The sequence below is a fragment of the Evansella sp. AB-rgal1 genome, from assembly GCF_041820985.1.
Lineage (GTDB): Bacteria > Bacillota > Bacilli > Bacillales > Salisediminibacteriaceae > Evansella.
Map to the genome: position 1 here is coordinate 75,987 of NZ_JBGUAU010000009.1, position 20,823 is coordinate 96,809.

The following is a 20,823-nucleotide window of genomic DNA, read 5'->3' on the forward strand; positions in this document are numbered from 1 at the left end:
GAAGGGTAAGTGCGAAACTTTTTCAGTTGCTTATTTTTCCTGCTACACTACCAAGTATATAAGGAGCAACCTATGTGAATACGACTGAATCATTATTATGGAGTATCGCTTTACCTGGATTTCCCCAAATTTTAAATGGACGGTATGTAAAAGGGTTTATTTTCGTTTTCTTAGAAATACTAATCAATGTTCAAGCAAATTTTAATGAAATAATTATTTTTAGTTTTTTAGGTGATATAGAACAAGCAATTACGAATACAAACTATCTCTGGTTGATGTTTTATCCTTGTCTATACTTCTTCGCAATGTATGATGCTTATCGAGATGCCGGTGGGAATAAACAACGTTACTCATCTATCCCCTTTGTTTTTTGTGCTTATTTCGTAACATTTGGATTAATCTTATCCCCAAAATTCACCATATTTGGTCATTTGATTGGTCCTATGTGGTTACCAATGTCCTTTGTAATTCCAGGTTTAATTGTCGGTACAATAATCAAAAAAGTACTAATAAAGAAAGAGGCTTATTAAAAAAACGACACGGAAGAGGAATTCTTCCCCTTTCAGTGTCGTAATCACCGTACCTTTATTTATACATACCGTTTATGAATCTTTTTCCCATCATACGTAAATACAATTCTTCTTTCTGCTAATACTGTTTCCATATGAACGGAACGTCCCCATAATACATATAAATACGGTAATGTTTTTTCCAAATATTGTGTATCTAATTCGATGCCCTCAAATTCATGAGTTAAATATAGCTCTCCATTTTTTAAATGGTCACCATCTTTAACAACAATATACGGAAAACCACCATTTACTCGACTACTTATTAATTGGTCTCTTACATTTTCCCATTCTTTATCAACAATTTTGTACTCTCTCCCTTTCTTTTGGAACAAATACATATCTTCTCTCATAACTAAGTCTTTGGTTAAATAGTTTCGAATAAAAGAAATATCGGATTCAATTTCTCGTACTTCAAACATTTTTTCACGGCCACTGTTTGACTTAACGCCTTGTCTTTCTCTCATATCAAGTGTTGGATTATTATACCTTTCTTCAATATCTTCAAATATCTTTAACCCTACATAATAAGGATTTATTTGTGTTTTCGATGGTTGAACAACACCTGCATTTAGCTTGGCAAACTCTATTGACTCATCTGAAGTCAGGTCCATTTCTCGAATAATGCGCTGATGCCAATAGGAAGCCCAACCTTCATTCATTATTTTCGTTTCGAGTTGTGGCCAAAAATATAGCATTTCCTCTCTCATCATCGTAAGTATATCTCGTTGCCAATCCTCAAGCTCTCTACTATATTCTTCAATAAACAATAAAATATCTTTTTCTGGTTGAGGAGGGAGTTTCTTTTTCCATTTTTTCTTTGAATGTGATCCTGTCTTAGCTTTCTTTTCATCTAATGACCATAAATCATCATAAGGAGATTCCTTCGTCTCTTCTTCTTCATCCGCTTCCCAAATATCGTCATTGGACCAAGAAAGCTTTGGTCTCACAAGACTAGGGTCAATATGCTCTTGAATAGCTAGAACAGCATCTAGAAATTCTTCCACTTCTTTTCTACCATGAACCATTTCATAATGTGCGACTCGTTCTGCTGTTGCCGTCATACTTTCTACCATATCTCTTCTCGTATTTGAAAACCGTGCATTGTTCTTGAAAAAGTCACAGTGTGCTAATACGTGAGCAATGATTAACTTATTTTGGATCATAGAGTTGGTATCTAGTAAAAAAGCGTAACAAGGGTCTGAATTAATTACAAGTTCGTATATTTTACTTAACCCTAAGTCGTACTGTAGTTTCATTTTATGGAATTGTTTTCCAAAACTCCAATGAGAAAATCTTGTAGGCATACCGTAAGCACCAAACGTATAAATAATATCTGCTGGACAAATCTCATATCTCATCTCATAAAAATCTAGTCCGAAACCCTCTGCAATCTCTGTAATCTCCTCAATCGCTTTTACCAGTTGTTTCGATTCTGATTCTGTCGTCATTGGTTCACCCTCCCAAAACAATTGTTTAACACAGTTTATGAACAAGCGAACAAGATGATGAAGAAAACATACTATTTATTTCCCCTCAACCTCTTTTTTTGAACCCGTGGATGGAAATCTAACAGACTGAAGCAACTGGTAATAGTAGCATCCAAATTAGCGATACTCGATAAGTTAACACTATTCTCCTGTATAAATTTTCATAAAAATGGTAGTTAAAACAAAAATAGTCTTTGAATAACTGTTCATGTAGGCGAAACACTTGTTCATCCACAGTGGTTGGAAGCGCTTTAAAAAAATTTACATTTGCACTTAGTCCAATATCATTTTTCCTTATTTACCAATAATGAAAACGATTACAACATGTCTCAATTATCGCAACTGTCAGAAAATTTACCATAATACTGTTGACCTTCTATTTATTTGGATGTAGAATTGCGTAAACATACAATAATTTAAAACTTCAAACAATTTGATTTTATTATTCCACAGAACATGAAGCCTTTGATTGTGACTTCGATTCTCGAGATAAATCAATGGCTAATAATTTATATTTTCACTTTAATGCACTAGCGTTTTTCAATTTTAAAGGGAAGGAGTGGAAACGTATGAACAGTCAATGGATATTTTTAAACGACAAGTTTGTAAAAAAGGAAGAAGCAGTCGTATCTGTTTATGATCATGGATTCTTATATGGAGACGGGGTGTTCGAAGGAATTCGAGCTTACAGTGGTAACATCTTTCGACTTGCAGAGCATTTAAAGCGCCTGTATGAATCAGCTCATTCCATTATGTTAGAGATTCCTTATACGAAAGAGGAACTACAGCATATTATCGTTGAGACCATTAAAAAGAACGAACTAAAAAGTGCTTATCTTCGTGTCGTTGTCTCTCGTGGACCTGGAAGTCTCGGACTGGATCCTACCTTCTGCTCTAGTCCTCGAGTCATCGTTATAGCCGAGGAGTTAGCTCTTTTCCCTAAGGAACTATACGAACGAGGATTACATGTTGCATCCGTTGCAAGTCGAAGAAATCGTCCGGATGTATTAAGTCCACAAATTAAATCATTAAATTATCTGAATAATATACTTGTTAAATTAGAAGCAAATCAAGCAGGTGCAGATGAAGCACTGATGCTGAATGATCAAGGTTATGTTACAGAAGGATCAGCAGATAATATTTTTATCGTAAAAAATGGAGTTCTTTATACACCGCCGGTTTATCTAGGAGCGCTCGAAGGAATTACTCGAAACGCCATTATGGATATCGCAAAGAAATTAGGCTATGAAGTAAAAGAAGAACCGTTTACAAGACATGATGTCTATGTTGCAGATGAAGTATTCTTAACCGGTACTGCTGCTGAAGTAATCTCCGTTGTAAAAGTAGATAATCGTAGAATCAACGATGGGAAACCAGGAGACATTACAAACCATTTATTAGAACAATTTAGAAAAATTGTAACAACAGACGGAGTTCACTGCTATTCGCCAAATCGAGCAATAGTAGGTTAGGAGGATATCATGCGTAGTGATATGATTAAAAAAGGTATAGACCGCGCTCCCCATCGTAGTCTATTACACGCAGCAGGGGTAAAAACAAGAGATTTAGATAAGCCATTTATCGGGGTTTGTAATTCATATATTGATATTATTCCAGGCCATATGCACCTAAATAAGTTTGCAGAAGTTGTAAAACAAGCGATACGTGAAGCAGGTGGAATTCCATTTGAATTCAATACGATCGGTGTTGACGACGGAATAGCAATGGGTCATATTGGAATGCGCTACTCACTTCCAAGCCGAGAGATTATCGCAGACAGTGCAGAAACAGTAATCAATGCTCACTGGTTCGATGGAGTATTCTATATTCCTAACTGCGATAAAATTACACCAGGTATGCTAATGGCAGCAGCGAGAACGAACGTACCTTCTGTCTTTGTATCCGGTGGTCCGATGGAAGCAGGTGTTTCCTCAACAGGTCAAAACCTCTCTCTCGTTTCTGTGTTTGAAGGTGTTGGTGCTTACCACCAAGGTACAATGTCACGGGAAGAGTTAGCGGCATTAGAAACAAGTGCTTGTCCAACCTGTGGATCCTGTTCAGGTATGTTTACTGCAAATTCCATGAATTCGCTTATGGAAATGCTAGGAATGACAGTACCTGGTAACGGTACAATGCTAGCAACTTCAGATGAACGTCATAGACTTATTTACGAAGCGGCAAACCATTTAATGGATTTAGTAAAAAAAGATATTAAACCAAGTGATATATTAACGAAGGAAACATTTGATAATGCATTTGCTTTAGATATGGCAATGGGTGGTTCTACCAATACTGTTCTTCATACATTAGCAATCGCACATGAAGCTGGAATTGAATATGACTTACATGACATTAATCGCATTGCTGAAAAGGTTCCTTACCTTTCAAAAATAAGTCCAGCATCTGACTACTCTATGCATGATGTACATTTAGCAGGTGGAGTTAGTGCCATTATAAATGAGCTTTGTAAAATTGAAGGACTTATTAATAGAGATCAAATTACGATTACTGGTAAAAGCATATCTGAAAACGTAAAAGATGCAAAAATCTTAAATGATGATGTCATCCGCTCGAAAGATAACCCATATAGTCCTGTTGGTGGACTCTCCATTCTCCACGGTAACCTAGCACCAAATGGTGGAGTAATAAAAGTAGGAGCAGTTGATCCAGCTATTAAGAAATTCCTTGGTGAGGCAATCGTATTTGAATCTCAGGACGAAGCGTTAGCTGGAATAAACGATGGTACTGTCCAATCAGGTCATGTAGTAGTAATTCGTTACGAAGGTCCTAAAGGCGGACCAGGGATGCCAGAAATGTTAGCTCCTACCTCTGCAATTGCTGGTAGAAAGCTTGATAAAGAGGTTGCATTAATTACCGATGGTCGTTTCTCTGGAGCAAGTCGAGGAATTTCTATCGGGCATATCTCACCAGAAGCTGCGGAAGGTGGTCCTATCGCTTTTGTGAAAAATGGTGACCCGATCCTAATTGATTTAGACGCTCGGTCCATTGAATTACTCGTGGAAGAAAGCGAGTTAACAAAACGAAAAGAAACATTTACGAAACCAGAGCCAAAGATTAAAAAAGGCTACTTAGCTAGATATGCTAAGTTGGTAACATCCGCTAATACAGGCGGAGTAATGAAAATATAGTTTTTTGACAATTACAAATAATAAAACGATGACGGGAATAAAGGAATAAGTTCTAGTATTCACAGAGAGCCGGGGTTGCTGGAAGCCCGGAAATACACCTTATTCTGACATCATCCCTGAGTGGTAAGCTGAACGGTCATTTCTAAGTAGGCTTAGCCAGGTGTTCTTTAGAACACCTGTTATCAAAAGAAGCACATTCGTAACGATGGAGCTTCATGAGGCAGTGTTTGTGAAAATACTGCAAAACCGGGTGGTACCGTGAAAAGGAAAAGACCTTTTCTCCCCGTTAATCCACAAAAGAACTGTGGTTTATTTGGGAAGAAATAGGTCTTTTTGTCTTTGAAAAAAAATGTAAACAAGGTTCAAAAATAAGAGTTTTATAAATGATAGATTATAGTATTAAAAAAATTAGGAGGGATTAAAGGTGAATGTTGAAACAAAACCGGAAACCCAAAAAGTGACAAAGCCAAGAACGGGAGCAGATCTTCTCGTACAGACGTTGATTGAGGAGGAAGTGAAAACAATCTTTGGATACCCAGGAGGTGCAGTTTTACCAATTTACGATGCATTATACCGAGCAAAAGATAAAGCTACCTTTGAACACATTTTAACGAGACATGAACAAGGAGCAATCCATGCAGCTGAAGGCTATGCTCGTGTTTCTGGTAAACCTGGAGTTGTGATTGCAACGTCTGGTCCTGGAGCTACAAACTTAATAACAGGTATTGCGGATGCCATGATGGATTCCTTACCACTCGTAATTTTCACAGGGCAGGTTGCTCGTGGTGTCATTGGTACAGATGCATTCCAAGAAGCAGATGTGATGGGTCTTACAACACCGATTACGAAACAAAATTATCAAATTCAAGACGTTCGAGATTTACCTAGAATCGTCAAGGAAGCATTTCATATAGCTTCCACAGGAAGACCGGGTCCAGTTGTAGTGGATATTCCGAAAGATATATCTGCGAACCCATGTGGCGACACATTTGATACAGAATTTCACTTACCTGGTTACCAACCAACGATCAAGCCAAATCCATTACAAATAAAGAAACTAGCCGACTCTATAGCAACAGCGCAAAAACCAGTGATTCTTGCTGGTGCAGGTGTTCTGTTCGGAAAAGCAACAGACGAACTAGTAGCTTTCGCTGAAAAACACTCTTTACCAGTAACTACAACGCTTCTAGGCTTAGGTAGTTTTCCAGGTGACCATGAATTGGCACTTGGTATGGCTGGGATGCATGGAACGTACACAGCAAATATGGCTTTATATGAATGTGATCTACTAATTAATATTGGTGCTCGTTTCGATGACAGATTAACAGGTAACTTAGAACATTTTGCTCCTACTGCAACAGTAGCTCATATTGATATTGATCCAGCAGAGATTGGAAAAAATGTTCACACTCAAATCCCTATCGTTGCGGATTCAAAAGAGGCATTAAGACAATTGCTACTTCAAGTGAAGCAGTCACCTGATCATTATAGCTGGCTAAATAAATTGAGTACGCAAAAAGAGGAGTATCCACTGTGGTTCAATAATCCGCAAAAGGAAATGATTCCTCAATGGTTGATGAAGGCTTTGCACAAAGTTACCGATGGAAATGCTATCATCACAACAGACGTTGGACAGCATCAAATGTGGGCAGCACAATACTACACATTCAATAAACCGAATCGTTGGGTAACGTCCGGTGGTCTAGGAACAATGGGCTTTGGCTTCCCTGCTGCTATTGGTGCACAGTTTGCTGAACCTGATTCCACAGTTGTCGCTGTTGTCGGGGACGGTGGGTTCCAAATGACAATGCAAGAACTATCAGTACTTCAAGAACGAGGATTACCAATTAAAATCATTATTGTAAACAACGGGGCATTAGGAATGGTAAGACAATGGCAAGAAACGTTCTATGAAAGTCGTTACTCCGAATCATTACTAAGCGTTCAGCCTGATTTTGTAAAACTTGCTGATAGCTATGATATTAAAGGGATGAAGATTGATAACCAGGAAGACCTTATCAATGTTCTTCCGGAAGTATTTGCTTATGACGGCCCAATGCTTTTAGACTGTCGAGTATTACAACAAGAAAATGTCTATCCAATGATTGCTCCAGGAAAAGGGCTACATGAAATGATAGGGGTGAAACCATGAAACGAATCATAACTGCCACTGTTCAAAACCGCAGTGGTGTATTAAACCGAATTACTGGATTAATGCAAAAACGTCAATTTAATATTGAAAGTATCTCTGTTGGAAGAACAGAAGTCGATAGCATTTCACGCATGACGTTAGTCGTTGATGTGGAAGACAATCAAAAGTTAGAGCAACTAACAAAACAACTAAATAAGCAAATAGATGTTTTAAAAGTATCCGATATTACAGACAAAGCAATTGTGGCTCGAGAGCTGGCGTTAGTGAAAGTCCTAAGCAGTAGTCAGCTTCGAAGTGAGATTCAAGGAATTATTGAGCCGTTTCGAGCTTCCATTATCGATGTAAGTAAAGACAGTTTAACCGTTCAAGTAACAGGTAAACCAGACAAAATCGAAGCACTTATCGACTTACTTCGCCCATATGGAATTAAAGAACTAGCAAGAACTGGTGTTACAGCATTCTTACGAGGTCATCAACCTCAAGTAACAGAATTAACGAGTTATTCCCTATTAAAATAAAAAATAAAACACACAATCAGAGAGGATGTATTTAACATGACAAAAGTACTTTACAACAACAATATCAATGAAGAGGTTTTAAAAGCGAAGAAAGTTGCAATTATCGGGTATGGATCTCAAGGACACGCACATGCCCTTAACTTAAAAGAAAGTGGATTCGATGTTGTAGTAGGTTTAAGACAAGGTAAGTCTTGGGATAAAGCAGTTGAAGACGGAGTTGAGGTTACAACAGTAGCTGAAGCAACTGCACAAGCAGATGTAGTAATGGTTCTTCTCCCTGACGAGTATCAACCAAAAATTTATGAAGAGAGCATCAAGCCAAATCTACAACCTGGAAATGCATTAGCATTCGCACACGGTTTTAACGTTCACTTTAACCAAATCGTTCCTCCTGCTGATGTGGATGTATTCCTTGTTGCACCAAAAGGTCCTGGACATTTAGTTCGTAGAACATTTACAGAAGGTGCTGGGGTACCTGCATTATATGCTGTTTTCCAAGATGCTACAGGAGCAGCAAAAGACCTTGCATTAGCTTACGCAAAAGGTGTTGGTGGCGGCCGCGCTGGAATCTTAGAAACAACTTTCCAAGAGGAAACAGAAACAGATCTATTCGGAGAGCAAGCAGTACTATGTGGTGGTTTAACAAGTCTAGTAAAAGCAGGTTTTGAAACATTAACAGAAGCTGGTTATCAACCTGAAGTTGCCTATTTCGAGTGTTTACATGAATTAAAATTGATCGTTGACCTTATGTATGAGGGTGGTCTTGAAGGAATGCGCTACTCTATCTCTGACACTGCTCAGTGGGGCGACTTCGTATCAGGTCCTAGAGTTGTAAACGAAGAAACTAAAGCTCGTATGAAAGAAGTGTTAACAGACATTCAAACTGGTAAATTTGCACATGGATGGATTCTTGAAAACCAAGCAAATCGTCCACAGTTTACCGCTATTAATGCAAAAGAAAGTACACACCAAATTGAAAAAGTAGGAAAGGAACTTCGTGAGTTAATGCCATTTGTTAAGAAACCACAAAACTCTAAAAAGGAAGTGGTCACAAATGTCTCGAATTAACGTCTTTGACACAACACTGAGAGATGGTGAACAATCTCCTGGGGTTAATTTGAATCAACTTGAAAAATTAGAGATTGCTAAACAACTAGAACGTTTCGGTGTAGATATTATGGAGGCTGGTTTTCCAGCTTCCTCTCAAGGAGATTTCGAAGGCGTAAGAAACATTGCTAGAACCATCAAAAACGCAGCTGTAACAGGTCTTGCAAGAGCAAAAAAATCGGATATTGATATCGCTTGGGATGCGTTAAAAGATGCGGCAGAGCCTAGTCTTCATATCTTCCTAGCTACCTCCCCTATCCATATGACTTATAAGCTGAAGAAGACACCAGACCAAGTTATTTCCACTGCTGTTGATATGGTTTCTTATGCAAGACGAAACTTTCCTAATGTAGAATGGTCTGCCGAAGATGCTTCTCGCTCTGATATTGATTATTTAGTAAAGATAATTGAAAAAGTGATTGACGCTGGAGCAACCGTGATTAATCTTCCGGACACGGTTGGTTATACTACTCCAGAAGAATACGGCTATTTATTCCGTTATGTAAGAGAAAATGTTCGTAATATTGATAAAGTTGTTTTATCCGCACATTGCCATAATGATTTAGGTATGGCAGTTGCTAATACAATGGCAGCCATTAAGAACGGTGCAACTCAAATAGAAGGAACAATTAATGGTATTGGAGAAAGAGCTGGAAATGCAGCCCTTGAAGAGATTGCAGTTGCGTTGAATATTCGTGCAGATAAATATCCATTTACTACTAATCTAGTTTTAAAAGAAATCAAAAGAACGAGTGATCTTGTTAGTAAGCTAACAGGCATGGCTGTTCCAGGCAACAAAGCCGTTGTTGGAAAAAATGCATTTGCTCATGAATCTGGTATTCACCAAGATGGAGTATTAAAAAATGCAGCAACGTATGAAATTATTACTCCTGAATTAGTAGGCGTTTTGTCCAATGATTTAGTGCTTGGTAAGCATTCTGGCAGACACGCATTTAAAGATAAAGTTATTCAACTAGGTTATCAATTTACAGATGAGAAAATCACAGAAGCATTCCAAGCTTTTAAGCAATTAACAGATCGTAAAAAAGAAGTAACGGATGATGACTTATTTACGATTTTAACAGATATTCAAACGGACGTAAAAGATGTGAAAAAATACGAACTTGAATCATTCCAAGTCCAATATGGTTCTTCTAATATTCCTACAGCTACAGTTGCTCTTACAACTCCAGATGGAGAACATGTGGAGGCTGCCTGTACTGGAAAAGGTAGTGTAGAAGCACTTTATAATACGTTAGAAGCATTAATTGAAGAAAAAATTCATTTAACAGATTATCGCTTGAATTCTATCGGTTCAGGTCGAGATGCACTAGCACAGGCTCATATCAAAATGACTGTGAATGATATTTCTGTTAGTGGACGTGGATCTGCACAGGATGTATTAGAAGCATCTGCAAAGGCATTTTTAAATGCAGTAAATCGCGTGTTCATTAAACAACATTCCTATCAAAAAGAAACTGCGAATCTTTAAAGTAAAGTTTATCGCTTCTAGGAGCGTATAAAAAACGAGGAGGTACTATTATGAAAAAGAAAATCGTGTTACTTCCTGGTGATGGTATCGGTGCCGAAGTAATCGAATCAGCAAAAGAGGTATTAGAAGCAATAGCCGATGAATTTAACCATTCATTTACCTTTAGCACTCATGATATTGGTGGAATATCGATCGATAAACACGGTACTCCCCTTCCAGATGAAACAGTGAAAGCATGTAAAGAAGCTGATGCAGTACTACTAGGTGCTGTTGGTGGTCCGAAATGGGATAATAACCCTTCTCACCTTCGACCTGAACGAGGATTACTAGGAATTCGAAAAGAGCTAGATTTATTTGCAAACTTACGACCTGTTAAGGGGTTCAAAAAGTTATTACATGCTTCTCCTTTAAAAGAAAGTGTTGTAGCCGGTAGTGATCTTCTTATCGTTCGTGAGTTAACAGGTGGTCTATACTTTGGAACTCCAAGTGAACGTAGTGAAGACGGCCAGTCTGTTGTGGACACACTCGCTTATACAAAAGCAGAAATTGAAAGAATCGTAGATAATGCCTTCCAATGTGCACAACGACGAAGAAAGCATTTGACGTCCGTTGACAAAGCGAATGTTTTAGAATCTAGTAAGCTATGGCGGGAAGTGGTGGAAGAGAAAAAAGCTCAATACCCTGATGTCACAGTCGAGCACACACTAGTAGATGCAACTGCAATGAAGCTCATCACTGCACCTACAGAGTTTGATGTTATCGTAACGGAGAATATGTTTGGTGATATTTTAAGTGATGAAGCATCTGTGTTAACTGGTTCACTAGGAATGTTACCTTCTGCTAGTTTGCGAGATGATAGTTTCGGTTTATATGAGCCAGTTCACGGATCTGCTCCTGACATTGCCGGTCAAGGAATTGCGAATCCACTTGCAATGATATTATCAACTGCTCTAATGCTCAAGCACTCCTTCCATCTAGATAAAGAAGCAAATTTAATAGAAGAGGCTGTAGAAGCAGTCCTTAATGATGGGTACCATACGGCAGACCTCAAGCTTCAAGGCGAAGGTCATAAAGTTGATACAAATACAATGACAAAACTTATTGTTGAATTTATTAAATCAGAAAGTGCAACGATCAGCATTTTAGGTTGTTATAGCTAAGGTAAGGAGTGATAAAATGTCTAATCAAAAAACAATTATTGAAAAAATTTGGGAACAACATATTGTTCATCGTGAAGTAAATAAACCTGATCTACTCTATATAGATCTTCATCTTGTTCATGAGGTAACCTCTCCTCAAGCATTTGAGGGATTACGATTAGCAAACCGTAAAGTTCGCCGTCCTGATCGAACATTTGCTACAATGGATCACAACGTTCCAACACTTGATCGTTACTTTATCAAAGATCCAGTGTCTAAAAAACAAATGGAAACATTGAAAACAAATTGTGAGGAATTTGGTGTTCCTTTAGCTGATATTGATCACCCTGACCAAGGGATTGTACACGTTATTGGACCAGAATTAGGTTTAACACAGCCTGGTAAAACAATTGTTTGTGGAGACAGTCATACTTCTACACACGGTGCCTTCGGTGCCCTCGCATTCGGTATTGGTACAAGCGAAGTAGAACATGTACTAGCAACACAAACACTATGGCAAGCACCGCCAAAAACGTTAAATGTAAAAGTAAATGGTAATCTAGGTGTTGGTGTAACTGCAAAAGACTTAATATTGGCAATCATCGCGAAATTTGGTGTCCGTTTTGGAACTGGTTATGTTGTGGAATTTACAGGAGATGCAATCCGTAACCTCACAATGGAAGAAAGAATGACAGTTTGTAACATGTCCATCGAAGCAGGTGCTAGAGCTGGTCTCATTAGCCCTGATGAAACAACGTTTGAATATATCAAAGGTAGACGTCATGCTCCTAAAGGAGAAGATTTCGATAAAGCAGTAGAAAAATGGAGTGCGTTAGCTACGGACGAAGGTGCCGTTTATGATGCAACTGTGGAAATCAATGCAGAAGAAATTGAACCACAAGTAACTTGGGGAACCAACCCTGGAATGGGTATTCCAGTAAGTGCATCTGTTCCTAACCCAAGCTCAGCAAACTCAGCTAGCGAAAAAGAAGAAATCGAGCGTGCCTTAGAATATATGGGTCTCGAAGCAGATCAGCCTATAACTTCTGTTACAATCGACCATGTCTTTATTGGATCCTGTACGAACTCACGTATCAGTGACTTACGTAGGGCTGCAAACATTGTACGTGGGAAAAAAGTGAATCCATCTGTTACAGCCATCGTTGTTCCTGGTTCACAAACAGTGAAAATAGCGGCAGAATCGGAAGGATTAGATGTTATCTTTAAGCAAGCAGGTTTTCAATGGAGAGAAGCTGGATGTAGTATGTGTCTAGCAATGAACGACGACATTGTCCCTTCTGGAGAACGTTGTGCTTCTACATCTAACAGAAACTTTGAAGGACGACAAGGAAATGGTGCAAGAACACATCTAGTAAGTCCTGAAATGGCAGCAGCTGCAGCTATTGAAGGACATTTCGTGGACGTTCGTAAATTTGCTGCACCATCACTATCTTCATAAGGAGGCTAAAAAAATGGAACCTATACGAAAACATGAAGGGCTTGTGTACCCTTTGAATAGAGCAAATATTGACACAGACCAAATCATTCCTAAGCAATTTTTAAAACGAATCGAGCGTACAGGCTTCGGACAGTTTCTCTTTTATAACTGGCGTTTTCACGATGATGGAACTCCAAGAGAGAACTTTAGCTTAAATGATCCCAAATACGATGATGCTTCCATTATCGTTGCTGGAGAAAACTTCGGTTGCGGCTCCTCTAGGGAGCACGCGCCTTGGGCAATACAAGATTATGGATTTAAGGTTGTTATTGCACCAAGCTATGCTGATATTTTTTACAACAACTGCGTAAAAAATGGAATATTGGCTATTAAGCTCGATGAAGAGAAAGTAGAAAAGCTTATTAGCAAGGCGGAATCAGAGAGCTATAGGCTAACTGTTGATTTAGAAAAACAAGTTATTTTTGACAATGAAGGTTTTGAGCAGTCATTTGAAGTTCCGTCCTATCACAAGGAAATGTTAATAAATGGTTGGGACGAAATTGCAGTAACTCTTACACACCAGGATAAAATTCAGCAATATGAACTATCATTTTAAAAGGAAGCGGGTGATTAGAAAGGTTTCTACCTCTCTAATCACCCGTTTTTTTTCTTACATACTTAACAATAAACTCATCTACAATTCCCTTAACTAACACTGCTTTAATAACATAAATAGGTAACGAGTATGAATATCTCCAATTATCTAATTCATATATACCTATCCAAACAGTGATCGGTTCAAATATATACGTGAATATTGCAGCCATAATAATATTTGCAATGATGAATATTTTCCATTTCGGAAAATATTGATAAACCAACATATGAAACACAATAATGATTCCTTGATCAATAGAGATTAACCTAGGAAGTAAACTAAACAATTGGTATGGATAGGACCAAAGCTGTAACTCTACTCCTAAATCGTCAAGCACGATAACTAAAATCATTAATATTGTTCCAAAAAGTAATATTTCTTTTAATCTTCTCTTGTCAACAAACATCCACCAGATGAACCAAGGTACAATTAAGACTACTAATAATAGCCACCATTGAAAAGTAAATACATTATTATGTAGCCAATATTCCAGTCTCATGTCTACGAGTTGGTGGTGCACTTCTCTAATCTCTTGAAAACTAGGATAGGACATTTATTAGTCTCACTCTTTCCTTCCAATTGCATTGTTCCCTTTTATTTTGTCCACACCCATTTGTGAATAAACTTAGATGATCACACTTTTTCTTTTTTGTGACGGAAAGAGAGGTGCTTGCCTCTCTGCATGAAAGCTAACTGGGATGAAATTTTGCGTACCAGGTCTGTTTCTGCCTCCTTCCATAATTTTTAGCAATCACACACGAAAAATTATAATATTCTTAAAATTATAATAAATATTTGAACAGTAACAACTTTTCCTATACAATGTAAACATAATAACCACATTAACAACATGTTAATATTAAAAACCACTCTATTAACACACAAGCAATTAACTCGAAAGGAGAATAAATGATGAAAAGTTGGTTAACCGCAATTTGTTTTTTATTAATTCCTGTTCTGTACGTGATTGTTGGCTTAGCTGGCCTCTCTTTAATGGGAGTTGTCTTTTGGACAGGAACACTCGTCTTAACCTGTATGGGAGCTTATTTTACTAAGTACTTAAAACCTGCCGAAGAACAGGCATATTAATTTTCCTGTATCCTTATTTATAATAAAAAATGAAAGCCCTTCCGCTACTACTTCGAAAAGAGTCCAAAGGCATTTTATTGCTCTTTGGACTCTTTCTCTTTCATACATGAACGTTGTTTTGTATCGGCAAACATGTTCGTACAATTCATCCCCTTCTTAATATCAACTTACAATATACCCACAACCTCAAATCCATGCTGTGAATAGACTAACAACAACATAGTGTCTTTAAATCCTTTTTTAACATCAATCTTTGAAAAAGAAGTGATTCTTTTCTTGATTTTGTATATAATGAGGAATTGGAGTACTAAACTGGAGACAAATAGGGAGCATATTTGCTTACACTATTACCATATTTTTAGCTAACAAAAGAAAGGGTTATGTATATGTCTAATGAAACACCAAGACGGACCTTTGCAATCATCTCTCACCCTGATGCAGGTAAAACTACATTAACGGAAAAGTTATTACTACTCGGTGGTGGAATTCGAAGTGCAGGAACGGTAAAAGGGAAAAAGTCTGGAAAATTTGCTACATCTGACTGGATGGAAATTGAAAAACAAAGAGGAATCTCTGTTACATCAAGTGTAATGCAATTAATTTATAACGATGTTCAAATAAATATTTTAGATACACCTGGTCACCAAGATTTTAGTGAAGACACATATCGTACATTAACCGCTGTTGATACAGCAGTAATGGTTATCGACAGTGTAAAAGGTATTGAGGCACAAACTCTGAAGTTATTTAAGGTTTGTCGTATGCGTGGGATTCCTATTCTTACCTTCATCAACAAATTAGACCGCGAAGGGAAAGAGCCATTAGACCTTCTTGCAGAGATTGAGGAAGTTCTAGAAATGGAGACGTACCCTATGAATTGGCCAATTGGGATGGGGAAAACATTAAGGGGTATTTATAGTCGTCCTGATAAAAAAATTGAAGTATATAATGATTCTCATGAACGAGAAATAATTCCATATGATGAGCAGCATGTTCTTCAGGATTTTGAAAAAGAAAGACTAGAAGAAGATATCCTGCTTTTAGAAGAAGCTGGTAACGAGTATACAATGGAAAAAGTCCAGAATGGTCAATTAACGCCTGTATTTTTCGGGAGTGCGTTATCAAGCTTTGGTGTTCAATCCTTTTTAAACAACTTTGTTAAGATTGCAGCCGAGCCGCAACCTCGTAAAGCTTCTGGAGAATTAATTGAACCAGCAAGCAATACATTTTCTGGTTTCGTTTTTAAGATACAGGCAAATATGAATCCAAATCACCGTGACCGTATTGCATTCTTACGGGTATGTTCAGGTAAGTTTGAGCGAGGTATGGAAGTAATGCTTTCTCGTACTGGGAAAAAAATGAAGCTAAATCAATCTCACTCTTTCTTTGCTTCTGACCGTGAAACAATAGACACGGCTATGCCTGGGGATATCATCGGGCTTTATGATTCTGGTAACTTCCAAGTTGGAGATACTCTTGTCACTGGTAGTGAACGTTTGATTTATGAGGAAATGCCACAATTCCCACCTGAGAAATTTGCAAAGATAATGGCAAAAAATGCACTAAAACATAAGCAATATCATAAAGGTATGGAGCAGCTAGTCCAGGAGGGTACAATACAGTTATATAAAACTCCTTATTTTGAAGACTTCATCATTGGCGCCGTTGGTGAACTTCAATTCCAAGTGTTCGAATACCGAATGAAGAATGAGTACAATGTTGATATTGAATTTACCCATCTGACTCACGAATTAGCAAGATGGGTTACAAAAGGAGAAGTCACTGATAGGATGACTGATAGCCGGCGAATGCTCGTACTTGACCAGCAAAAACGACCAGTAATTCTATTTGAAAATGACTTTACTTTACGAATGTTCCAAGATAAATATCCAGATATTAAACTATCCACTGGTTGGGAAATTTTAGAGTAAGCTTTAAATGAGTTTGGAAGTTGACTACTTCCAAGCTCTTTTTTGAAAAGATAAGAAAGACTTAGAAAGTTGTCTAGCTCCAGACGCCATGACCTCGTGTCAAATAACCTGGACGAATAAAAGTAAAAAGCACTTATATCGTCCAGAACATTTGCATTTCGGTCATGAAAGGGCGTCTTGTGAGTTTCTTATTTCCTATACTCTCTAAATTTGGAATAATGTGAGCATACTCTTTGCCACGAACTCCTTGAAAAATACTAACTCATTTTTTCTGCGTACGCTGTAGTTCCAAGGATGCTTAGTTAAACTTCCTCCGAAAAACAAAAAATCCTGCAAAATTCTTTGCAGGAAATTAACCAATTTTCTCTTTTTTATATTTTTTCTTTCCAGATCCGTTACAGAAGCGGCAAGCAACATTCTTAGTCATAAACCAATACTTTCTTTCCACATGACCAGTACCACTGCACATTTTGCAAATATAAACAATGGCCATCCTCACCACCGCTTTCCTTTTCTTTTATTATATAATAATTATTTTAATTTGTAACATGTCTACTCCTAATTTTACAGAAAAAATTAGTGAGAAAATATAACAAATATTCGGGAACATGGCCCTGTTCGATTCTGTGACATATAAAAGATGACTCGAGTGGAACGGTTCACATTCCACTCGAGTCATCCTAATTAGTAAAAATTCAATAAAACACTGTTATCCTGGCAGTTTAACCTTTGCTGGTTTTTTATTTGGATAGAATTTGTTCGTAATTTTTGGAGCGAATTGGAAGAATCCAATACCTATGATTGCGGTAGCCAAGATGAACACACTACTAAATACCATAATCTCTGTAGCAGCGAGAGCCGCAATTATTATTGAAAACTCTCCCCTCTGAATTAAGGAAAAACCTGCACGAAACGCAACCTTTTTACTTAATCCATACATACGGCCACCAATGATTCCAACGATAATTTTAGCTACAATGGCCCATATTACTAAAGTAATTAATAGACCTACGTAAGGGATACCTGAACCAAATTCGATTGTTGTACCGAACCACAGAAAGAATAAAGGCAATGTTAGATCACGTATTGGAACAATTAAGTGCTCAAGTTGTTCTGTTTTTCGAACTTCAGCAATCATAATTCCTGCAAGGAACGCACCTAATACTTCTGACAGGTCTAAAAATAAAGCTAACCCACCATATGCTAGTGCGATACCTATCACAAACATGATAAAGATATCAGAGCTTAAATATCGGTCAAAGAAGTTTTCAAGCTTTTTAAATAACAATTGTCCTAATATAATTGCTCCAGCTGTTAGAAGAACAACCTTCACCATTAATAAAGTAAAAGAGCCTGCTGTAACTCCTGTACCAGCCGTAAGCCCTACTAATATAGCAACTAAAACTGGTGCTACTAAATCTTCAAATATTAATAATCCCAATATAAACTCAGACTCCGGATTTGCCATTCGTTTGTTCGTTTCTAATAGTTTCGCAGTAATAGAGGAGCTTGTAGCATAAACAACCCCACCTATTAACAATGATTCAACAAGGCCCAGGCCAAATAAATAGACAATGATCATTGTTACACCAATATTTAAAACTACATCAAGAGTACCCGCAGGTGTCACCTTTTTAGCCACTTTCAACAGTTGCTTGATTGGAAATTCCATTCCTAGCATGAAGAAGAGTAAAACAATCCCTACTTCTCCAATTAAGTAAAGGAGATGTGACTCCCCAAGCAAGGATGCTAATACTACCCCTAATAAAATATAAATAATTACTTCCGGTATCTTAAATTTCAGGCTGATAAGTCCGAAGATAAACATCAGGAGGAAGATGACTCCGGCACTCATCAAGACTGGTATGTATATATCCAATTAGCCGATGTCCTTACCTTCACATAGTTGTTCGAACTTTGTAATCTCCTCCTGCTTACCTATTGCCATGACCGTATCCCCTTCCAATAGCATTTCATCAATATCAGGGCTTGCAATCACATCATCTTTTCTAAAAATCCCAACGATCGATACTCCGGTCTTTTTTCTAACCTCTGATTGACCAATCGTCTTGTTTACAATAATGGAATCTTGATCTAACTTGATCCATTCTGTTACGATCTGGCTCTTTAACATTTTCATTTTATCACTATCAACTGGTTGGAATACTGCTCCTAAAAGTTGTGCTCCTAGCTCTCTTGTTTCATTAGCTGTTAAATTTATGGAAAAGTCGGCCTCATCATTATCTTGATCGTGAAAGAAATACAATTCTCTTTTACCTGTGTGGTGAACTATTAATACGATCATACTTTCTTCTGCAGTGATAAACGATATCTTTTTCCCTATTCCTGGTAGATCTGCCATTTTTACTTGCACGATTCACTTCTTCCCTTCTATCATTTGCTTTTACCTTCTCTTAGTATATATCAAGTTATCCATTGTGAAAAACATTCAATCAATATTTCTCATATCTATAGACTAATAAGCTACCTCTTCCAATGTTCTTTCTGACAAATTCATGTTATATTGATGAACGGAGGTGTTATATGAAAATACATCCATACATATTATTAACAGCAGCCATGCTATTTTTCTCAGGCAATTTCATTGTGGGAAAATCATTTGAAGGAATTATTCCTCCGTTTACTCTCGCTCTCCTACGCTTTGTATCTGCAACCATTTTTTTGTTGCCAGTTTGCTTGAAAACAATAAACCTCAACCATGCCCTATGGAAAAAAGAATGGAAACCGTTAATGGGATTAGCTATTACAGGCATTGTTTTATTTAATGGATGTTTATATCTTTCTGTAAATTATACTAGCTCCATCAATGCCGCAATTGTGGATGCCTTAACGCCAACCGTTGCTGCCATCCTTGGCTTTCTTATATTAAGAGAGACAATAAGCAAACTTCAAACAGTAGGAATCATCCTTTCATTTGGTGGTATTTTGTGGATTATTAGCAGAGGTTCCTTGGACGTTATAACATCCTTCTCTTTTAATATCGGAGATGTCATTATGCTCATTGGTATTATTTTCTGGGCATTGTACTCTATTATTATCAAAAAACATAGTTCTAAATTCCCCACAATTTCAGGTCTTGTTATGACGATGATCATAGGTATTATCATCTTACTTCCTATTTCGATTATAGAGTGGGTTACGATAGGATTTCCAAACCTTCTTGATGGAAAAATAATATTGGGGATTGTCTACATTGGTATTTTCCCATCCGCATTAGCTCTTCTAGCTTGGTATAAAGGCGTTGCTGAAATAGGTCCAGCGAAGGCATCGATCTTTTTTAATTTAGTGCCTATCTTTACAACAATGTTAGCCGTAATCATATTAGGGGAGCAGTTCACGCATCATCAGTTTTTTGGAGGAATCGTGGTGTTATTCGGAGTATATTTATCTACAAAAACAAGAAGAGAAAACAAAAGTAAAAACAAGAGACTCAAGAGGAACATTGCAAATTGATTTCCTCAGTATTCGAAGCTACCTGCTCTTACACATCAGAAAGATTGCTTATGAAGTGTAAGTGCAGGCTGCGCTCCTACCCTTCACACGGTAATTGTCCTTCTCAAGTGTGAATTAGGAGTATATATATAAAGCCTCGGCAGCTCCCCTAGGAAAGCGAGCAGACTGAAGCGAATGGAATATTAACCAACAAAGTTAGTCATACTAGATAAGTTTAATTACCATTAGCTTGCGTATTTTCTTGGTAGAGCTCCATAATTATCATGTAAACAATAAAATACACCCTCATCATAAGAAAAGGGTGTGTAAAAGTCACAATCATTTTATATTAGCTTATCGTTTCAGCAATTTTTGGAGTATTATTATTCACTGTTACACGACGATAAATATTCATCAGATGATCTAGCTCTTGACTATAACGAACTGTTTCTTTTGAATTAAGTCCATGAACAGTTGCAGCTTTTACCATCTGCTTTCTTTTAGCTTCCATTTGATGCTTAATATAGTAATGTATTCCCATGTCTCTCACTCATTTCTACCATTACTTGCCATTTACCCATTATAATAGTAGCAATGGGAATGGACAAATTAGAATCTTTATAAATAATATTATATTT

At 37.4% G+C, this 20,823-nt stretch carries 18 protein-coding genes; 13 read left to right on the forward strand and 5 right to left on the reverse strand.

The window, feature by feature from the left end:
• Positions 1-74 precede the first annotated feature (74 nt).
• Entirely contained in the window at positions 75-530 is a 456-nt protein-coding gene (locus ACERII_RS09450) for a hypothetical protein (RefSeq protein ID WP_373641838.1), read from the forward strand.
• 59 nt (positions 531-589) lie between these two features.
• Here the strand turns inward: ACERII_RS09450 and ACERII_RS09455 are convergent, their stop codons facing one another.
• Complete coding sequence (locus ACERII_RS09455; RefSeq protein ID WP_373641840.1) at positions 590-2,020, reverse strand: SpoVR family protein; 1,431 nt, start codon at positions 2,018-2,020, stop codon at positions 590-592.
• A 608-nt stretch (positions 2,021-2,628) separates the two neighbouring features.
• On the opposite strand from ACERII_RS09455, the gene ilvE reads away from it, so the two are divergent.
• The 9 genes from ilvE to leuD all read left to right on the forward strand — a co-directional run bounded on the left by ilvE (position 2,629) and on the right by leuD (position 13,670).
• A complete protein-coding gene (gene ilvE, locus ACERII_RS09460; RefSeq protein WP_373641841.1) occupies positions 2,629-3,531 on the forward strand; it encodes a branched-chain-amino-acid transaminase in 903 nt (300 codons plus the stop codon).
• Positions 3,532-3,540: 9 nt separating this feature from the next.
• Positions 3,541-5,208, forward strand: coding sequence for a dihydroxy-acid dehydratase (gene ilvD, locus ACERII_RS09465; protein WP_373641842.1), 1,668 nt, complete (start codon positions 3,541-3,543; stop codon positions 5,206-5,208).
• 424 nt (positions 5,209-5,632) lie between these two features.
• Positions 5,633-7,360, forward strand: coding sequence for an acetolactate synthase large subunit (ilvB, locus tag ACERII_RS09470; protein ID WP_373641843.1), 1,728 nt, complete (start codon positions 5,633-5,635; stop codon positions 7,358-7,360).
• Positions 7,357-7,878, forward strand: coding sequence for an acetolactate synthase small subunit (gene ilvN, locus ACERII_RS09475; protein ID WP_373641846.1), 522 nt, complete (start codon positions 7,357-7,359; stop codon positions 7,876-7,878). Before ilvB ends, ilvN begins: the two co-directional genes overlap by 4 nt.
• Positions 7,879-7,914: 36 nt before the next feature.
• Complete coding sequence (gene ilvC / locus ACERII_RS09480; RefSeq protein ID WP_373641847.1) at positions 7,915-8,946, forward strand: ketol-acid reductoisomerase; 1,032 nt, start codon at positions 7,915-7,917, stop codon at positions 8,944-8,946.
• Complete coding sequence (locus ACERII_RS09485) at positions 8,933-10,477, forward strand: 2-isopropylmalate synthase (protein WP_373641849.1); 1,545 nt, start codon at positions 8,933-8,935, stop codon at positions 10,475-10,477. Before ilvC ends, ACERII_RS09485 begins: the two co-directional genes overlap by 14 nt.
• Before the next feature lie 50 nt (positions 10,478-10,527).
• Positions 10,528-11,637, forward strand: a complete 1,110-nt coding sequence (gene leuB, locus ACERII_RS09490) for a 3-isopropylmalate dehydrogenase (RefSeq protein ID WP_373641850.1) — start codon at positions 10,528-10,530, stop codon at positions 11,635-11,637.
• A gap of 16 nt (positions 11,638-11,653) precedes the next feature.
• Positions 11,654-13,075 (forward strand): 3-isopropylmalate dehydratase large subunit, encoded by a 1,422-nt coding sequence (gene leuC, locus ACERII_RS09495; RefSeq protein ID WP_373641851.1) that lies wholly within the window; start codon positions 11,654-11,656, stop codon positions 13,073-13,075.
• A gap of 13 nt (positions 13,076-13,088) precedes the next feature.
• The gene (leuD, locus tag ACERII_RS09500; protein ID WP_373641853.1) at positions 13,089-13,670 is read left to right on the forward strand and encodes a 3-isopropylmalate dehydratase small subunit; all 582 of its coding nucleotides are present in this window, start codon (positions 13,089-13,091) and stop codon (positions 13,668-13,670) included.
• Between the two features lie 34 nt (positions 13,671-13,704).
• On the opposite strand, the gene ACERII_RS09505 is transcribed toward leuD, so the two are convergent.
• Positions 13,705-14,265 (reverse strand): CBO0543 family protein, encoded by a 561-nt coding sequence (locus tag ACERII_RS09505; protein WP_373641855.1) that lies wholly within the window; start codon positions 14,263-14,265, stop codon positions 13,705-13,707.
• Between the two features lie 359 nt (positions 14,266-14,624).
• On the opposite strand from ACERII_RS09505, the gene ACERII_RS09510 reads away from it, so the two are divergent.
• Positions 14,625-14,801: a hypothetical protein gene (locus ACERII_RS09510; RefSeq protein WP_373641857.1), complete on the forward strand. Its 177-nt coding sequence runs from the start codon at positions 14,625-14,627 to the stop codon at positions 14,799-14,801.
• A 386-nt stretch (positions 14,802-15,187) separates the two neighbouring features.
• Positions 15,188-16,732, forward strand: coding sequence for a peptide chain release factor 3 (locus ACERII_RS09515; protein ID WP_373641859.1), 1,545 nt, complete (start codon positions 15,188-15,190; stop codon positions 16,730-16,732).
• Between the two features lie 709 nt (positions 16,733-17,441).
• Here the strand turns inward: ACERII_RS09515 and ACERII_RS09520 are convergent.
• Together ACERII_RS09520 and ACERII_RS09525 are read right to left on the reverse strand one after the other, a co-directional pair.
• Positions 17,442-18,611, reverse strand: a complete 1,170-nt coding sequence (locus ACERII_RS09520) for a cation:proton antiporter (RefSeq protein ID WP_373641861.1) — start codon at positions 18,609-18,611, stop codon at positions 17,442-17,444.
• Entirely contained in the window at positions 18,612-19,106 is a 495-nt protein-coding gene (locus ACERII_RS09525; RefSeq protein WP_373641862.1) for a cation:proton antiporter regulatory subunit, read from the reverse strand.
• A 170-nt stretch (positions 19,107-19,276) separates the two neighbouring features.
• Between ACERII_RS09525 and ACERII_RS09530 the strand changes: the two genes are divergently transcribed.
• Positions 19,277-20,206, forward strand: a complete 930-nt coding sequence (locus ACERII_RS09530; RefSeq protein WP_373641864.1) for a DMT family transporter — start codon at positions 19,277-19,279, stop codon at positions 20,204-20,206.
• A gap of 328 nt (positions 20,207-20,534) precedes the next feature.
• Here ACERII_RS09530 and ACERII_RS09535 read toward each other — a convergent pair whose 3' ends face one another.
• Positions 20,535-20,726, reverse strand: a complete 192-nt coding sequence (locus ACERII_RS09535) for an aspartyl-phosphate phosphatase Spo0E family protein (RefSeq protein ID WP_373641866.1) — start codon at positions 20,724-20,726, stop codon at positions 20,535-20,537.
• Between the last annotated feature and the right edge of the window lie 97 nt (positions 20,727-20,823).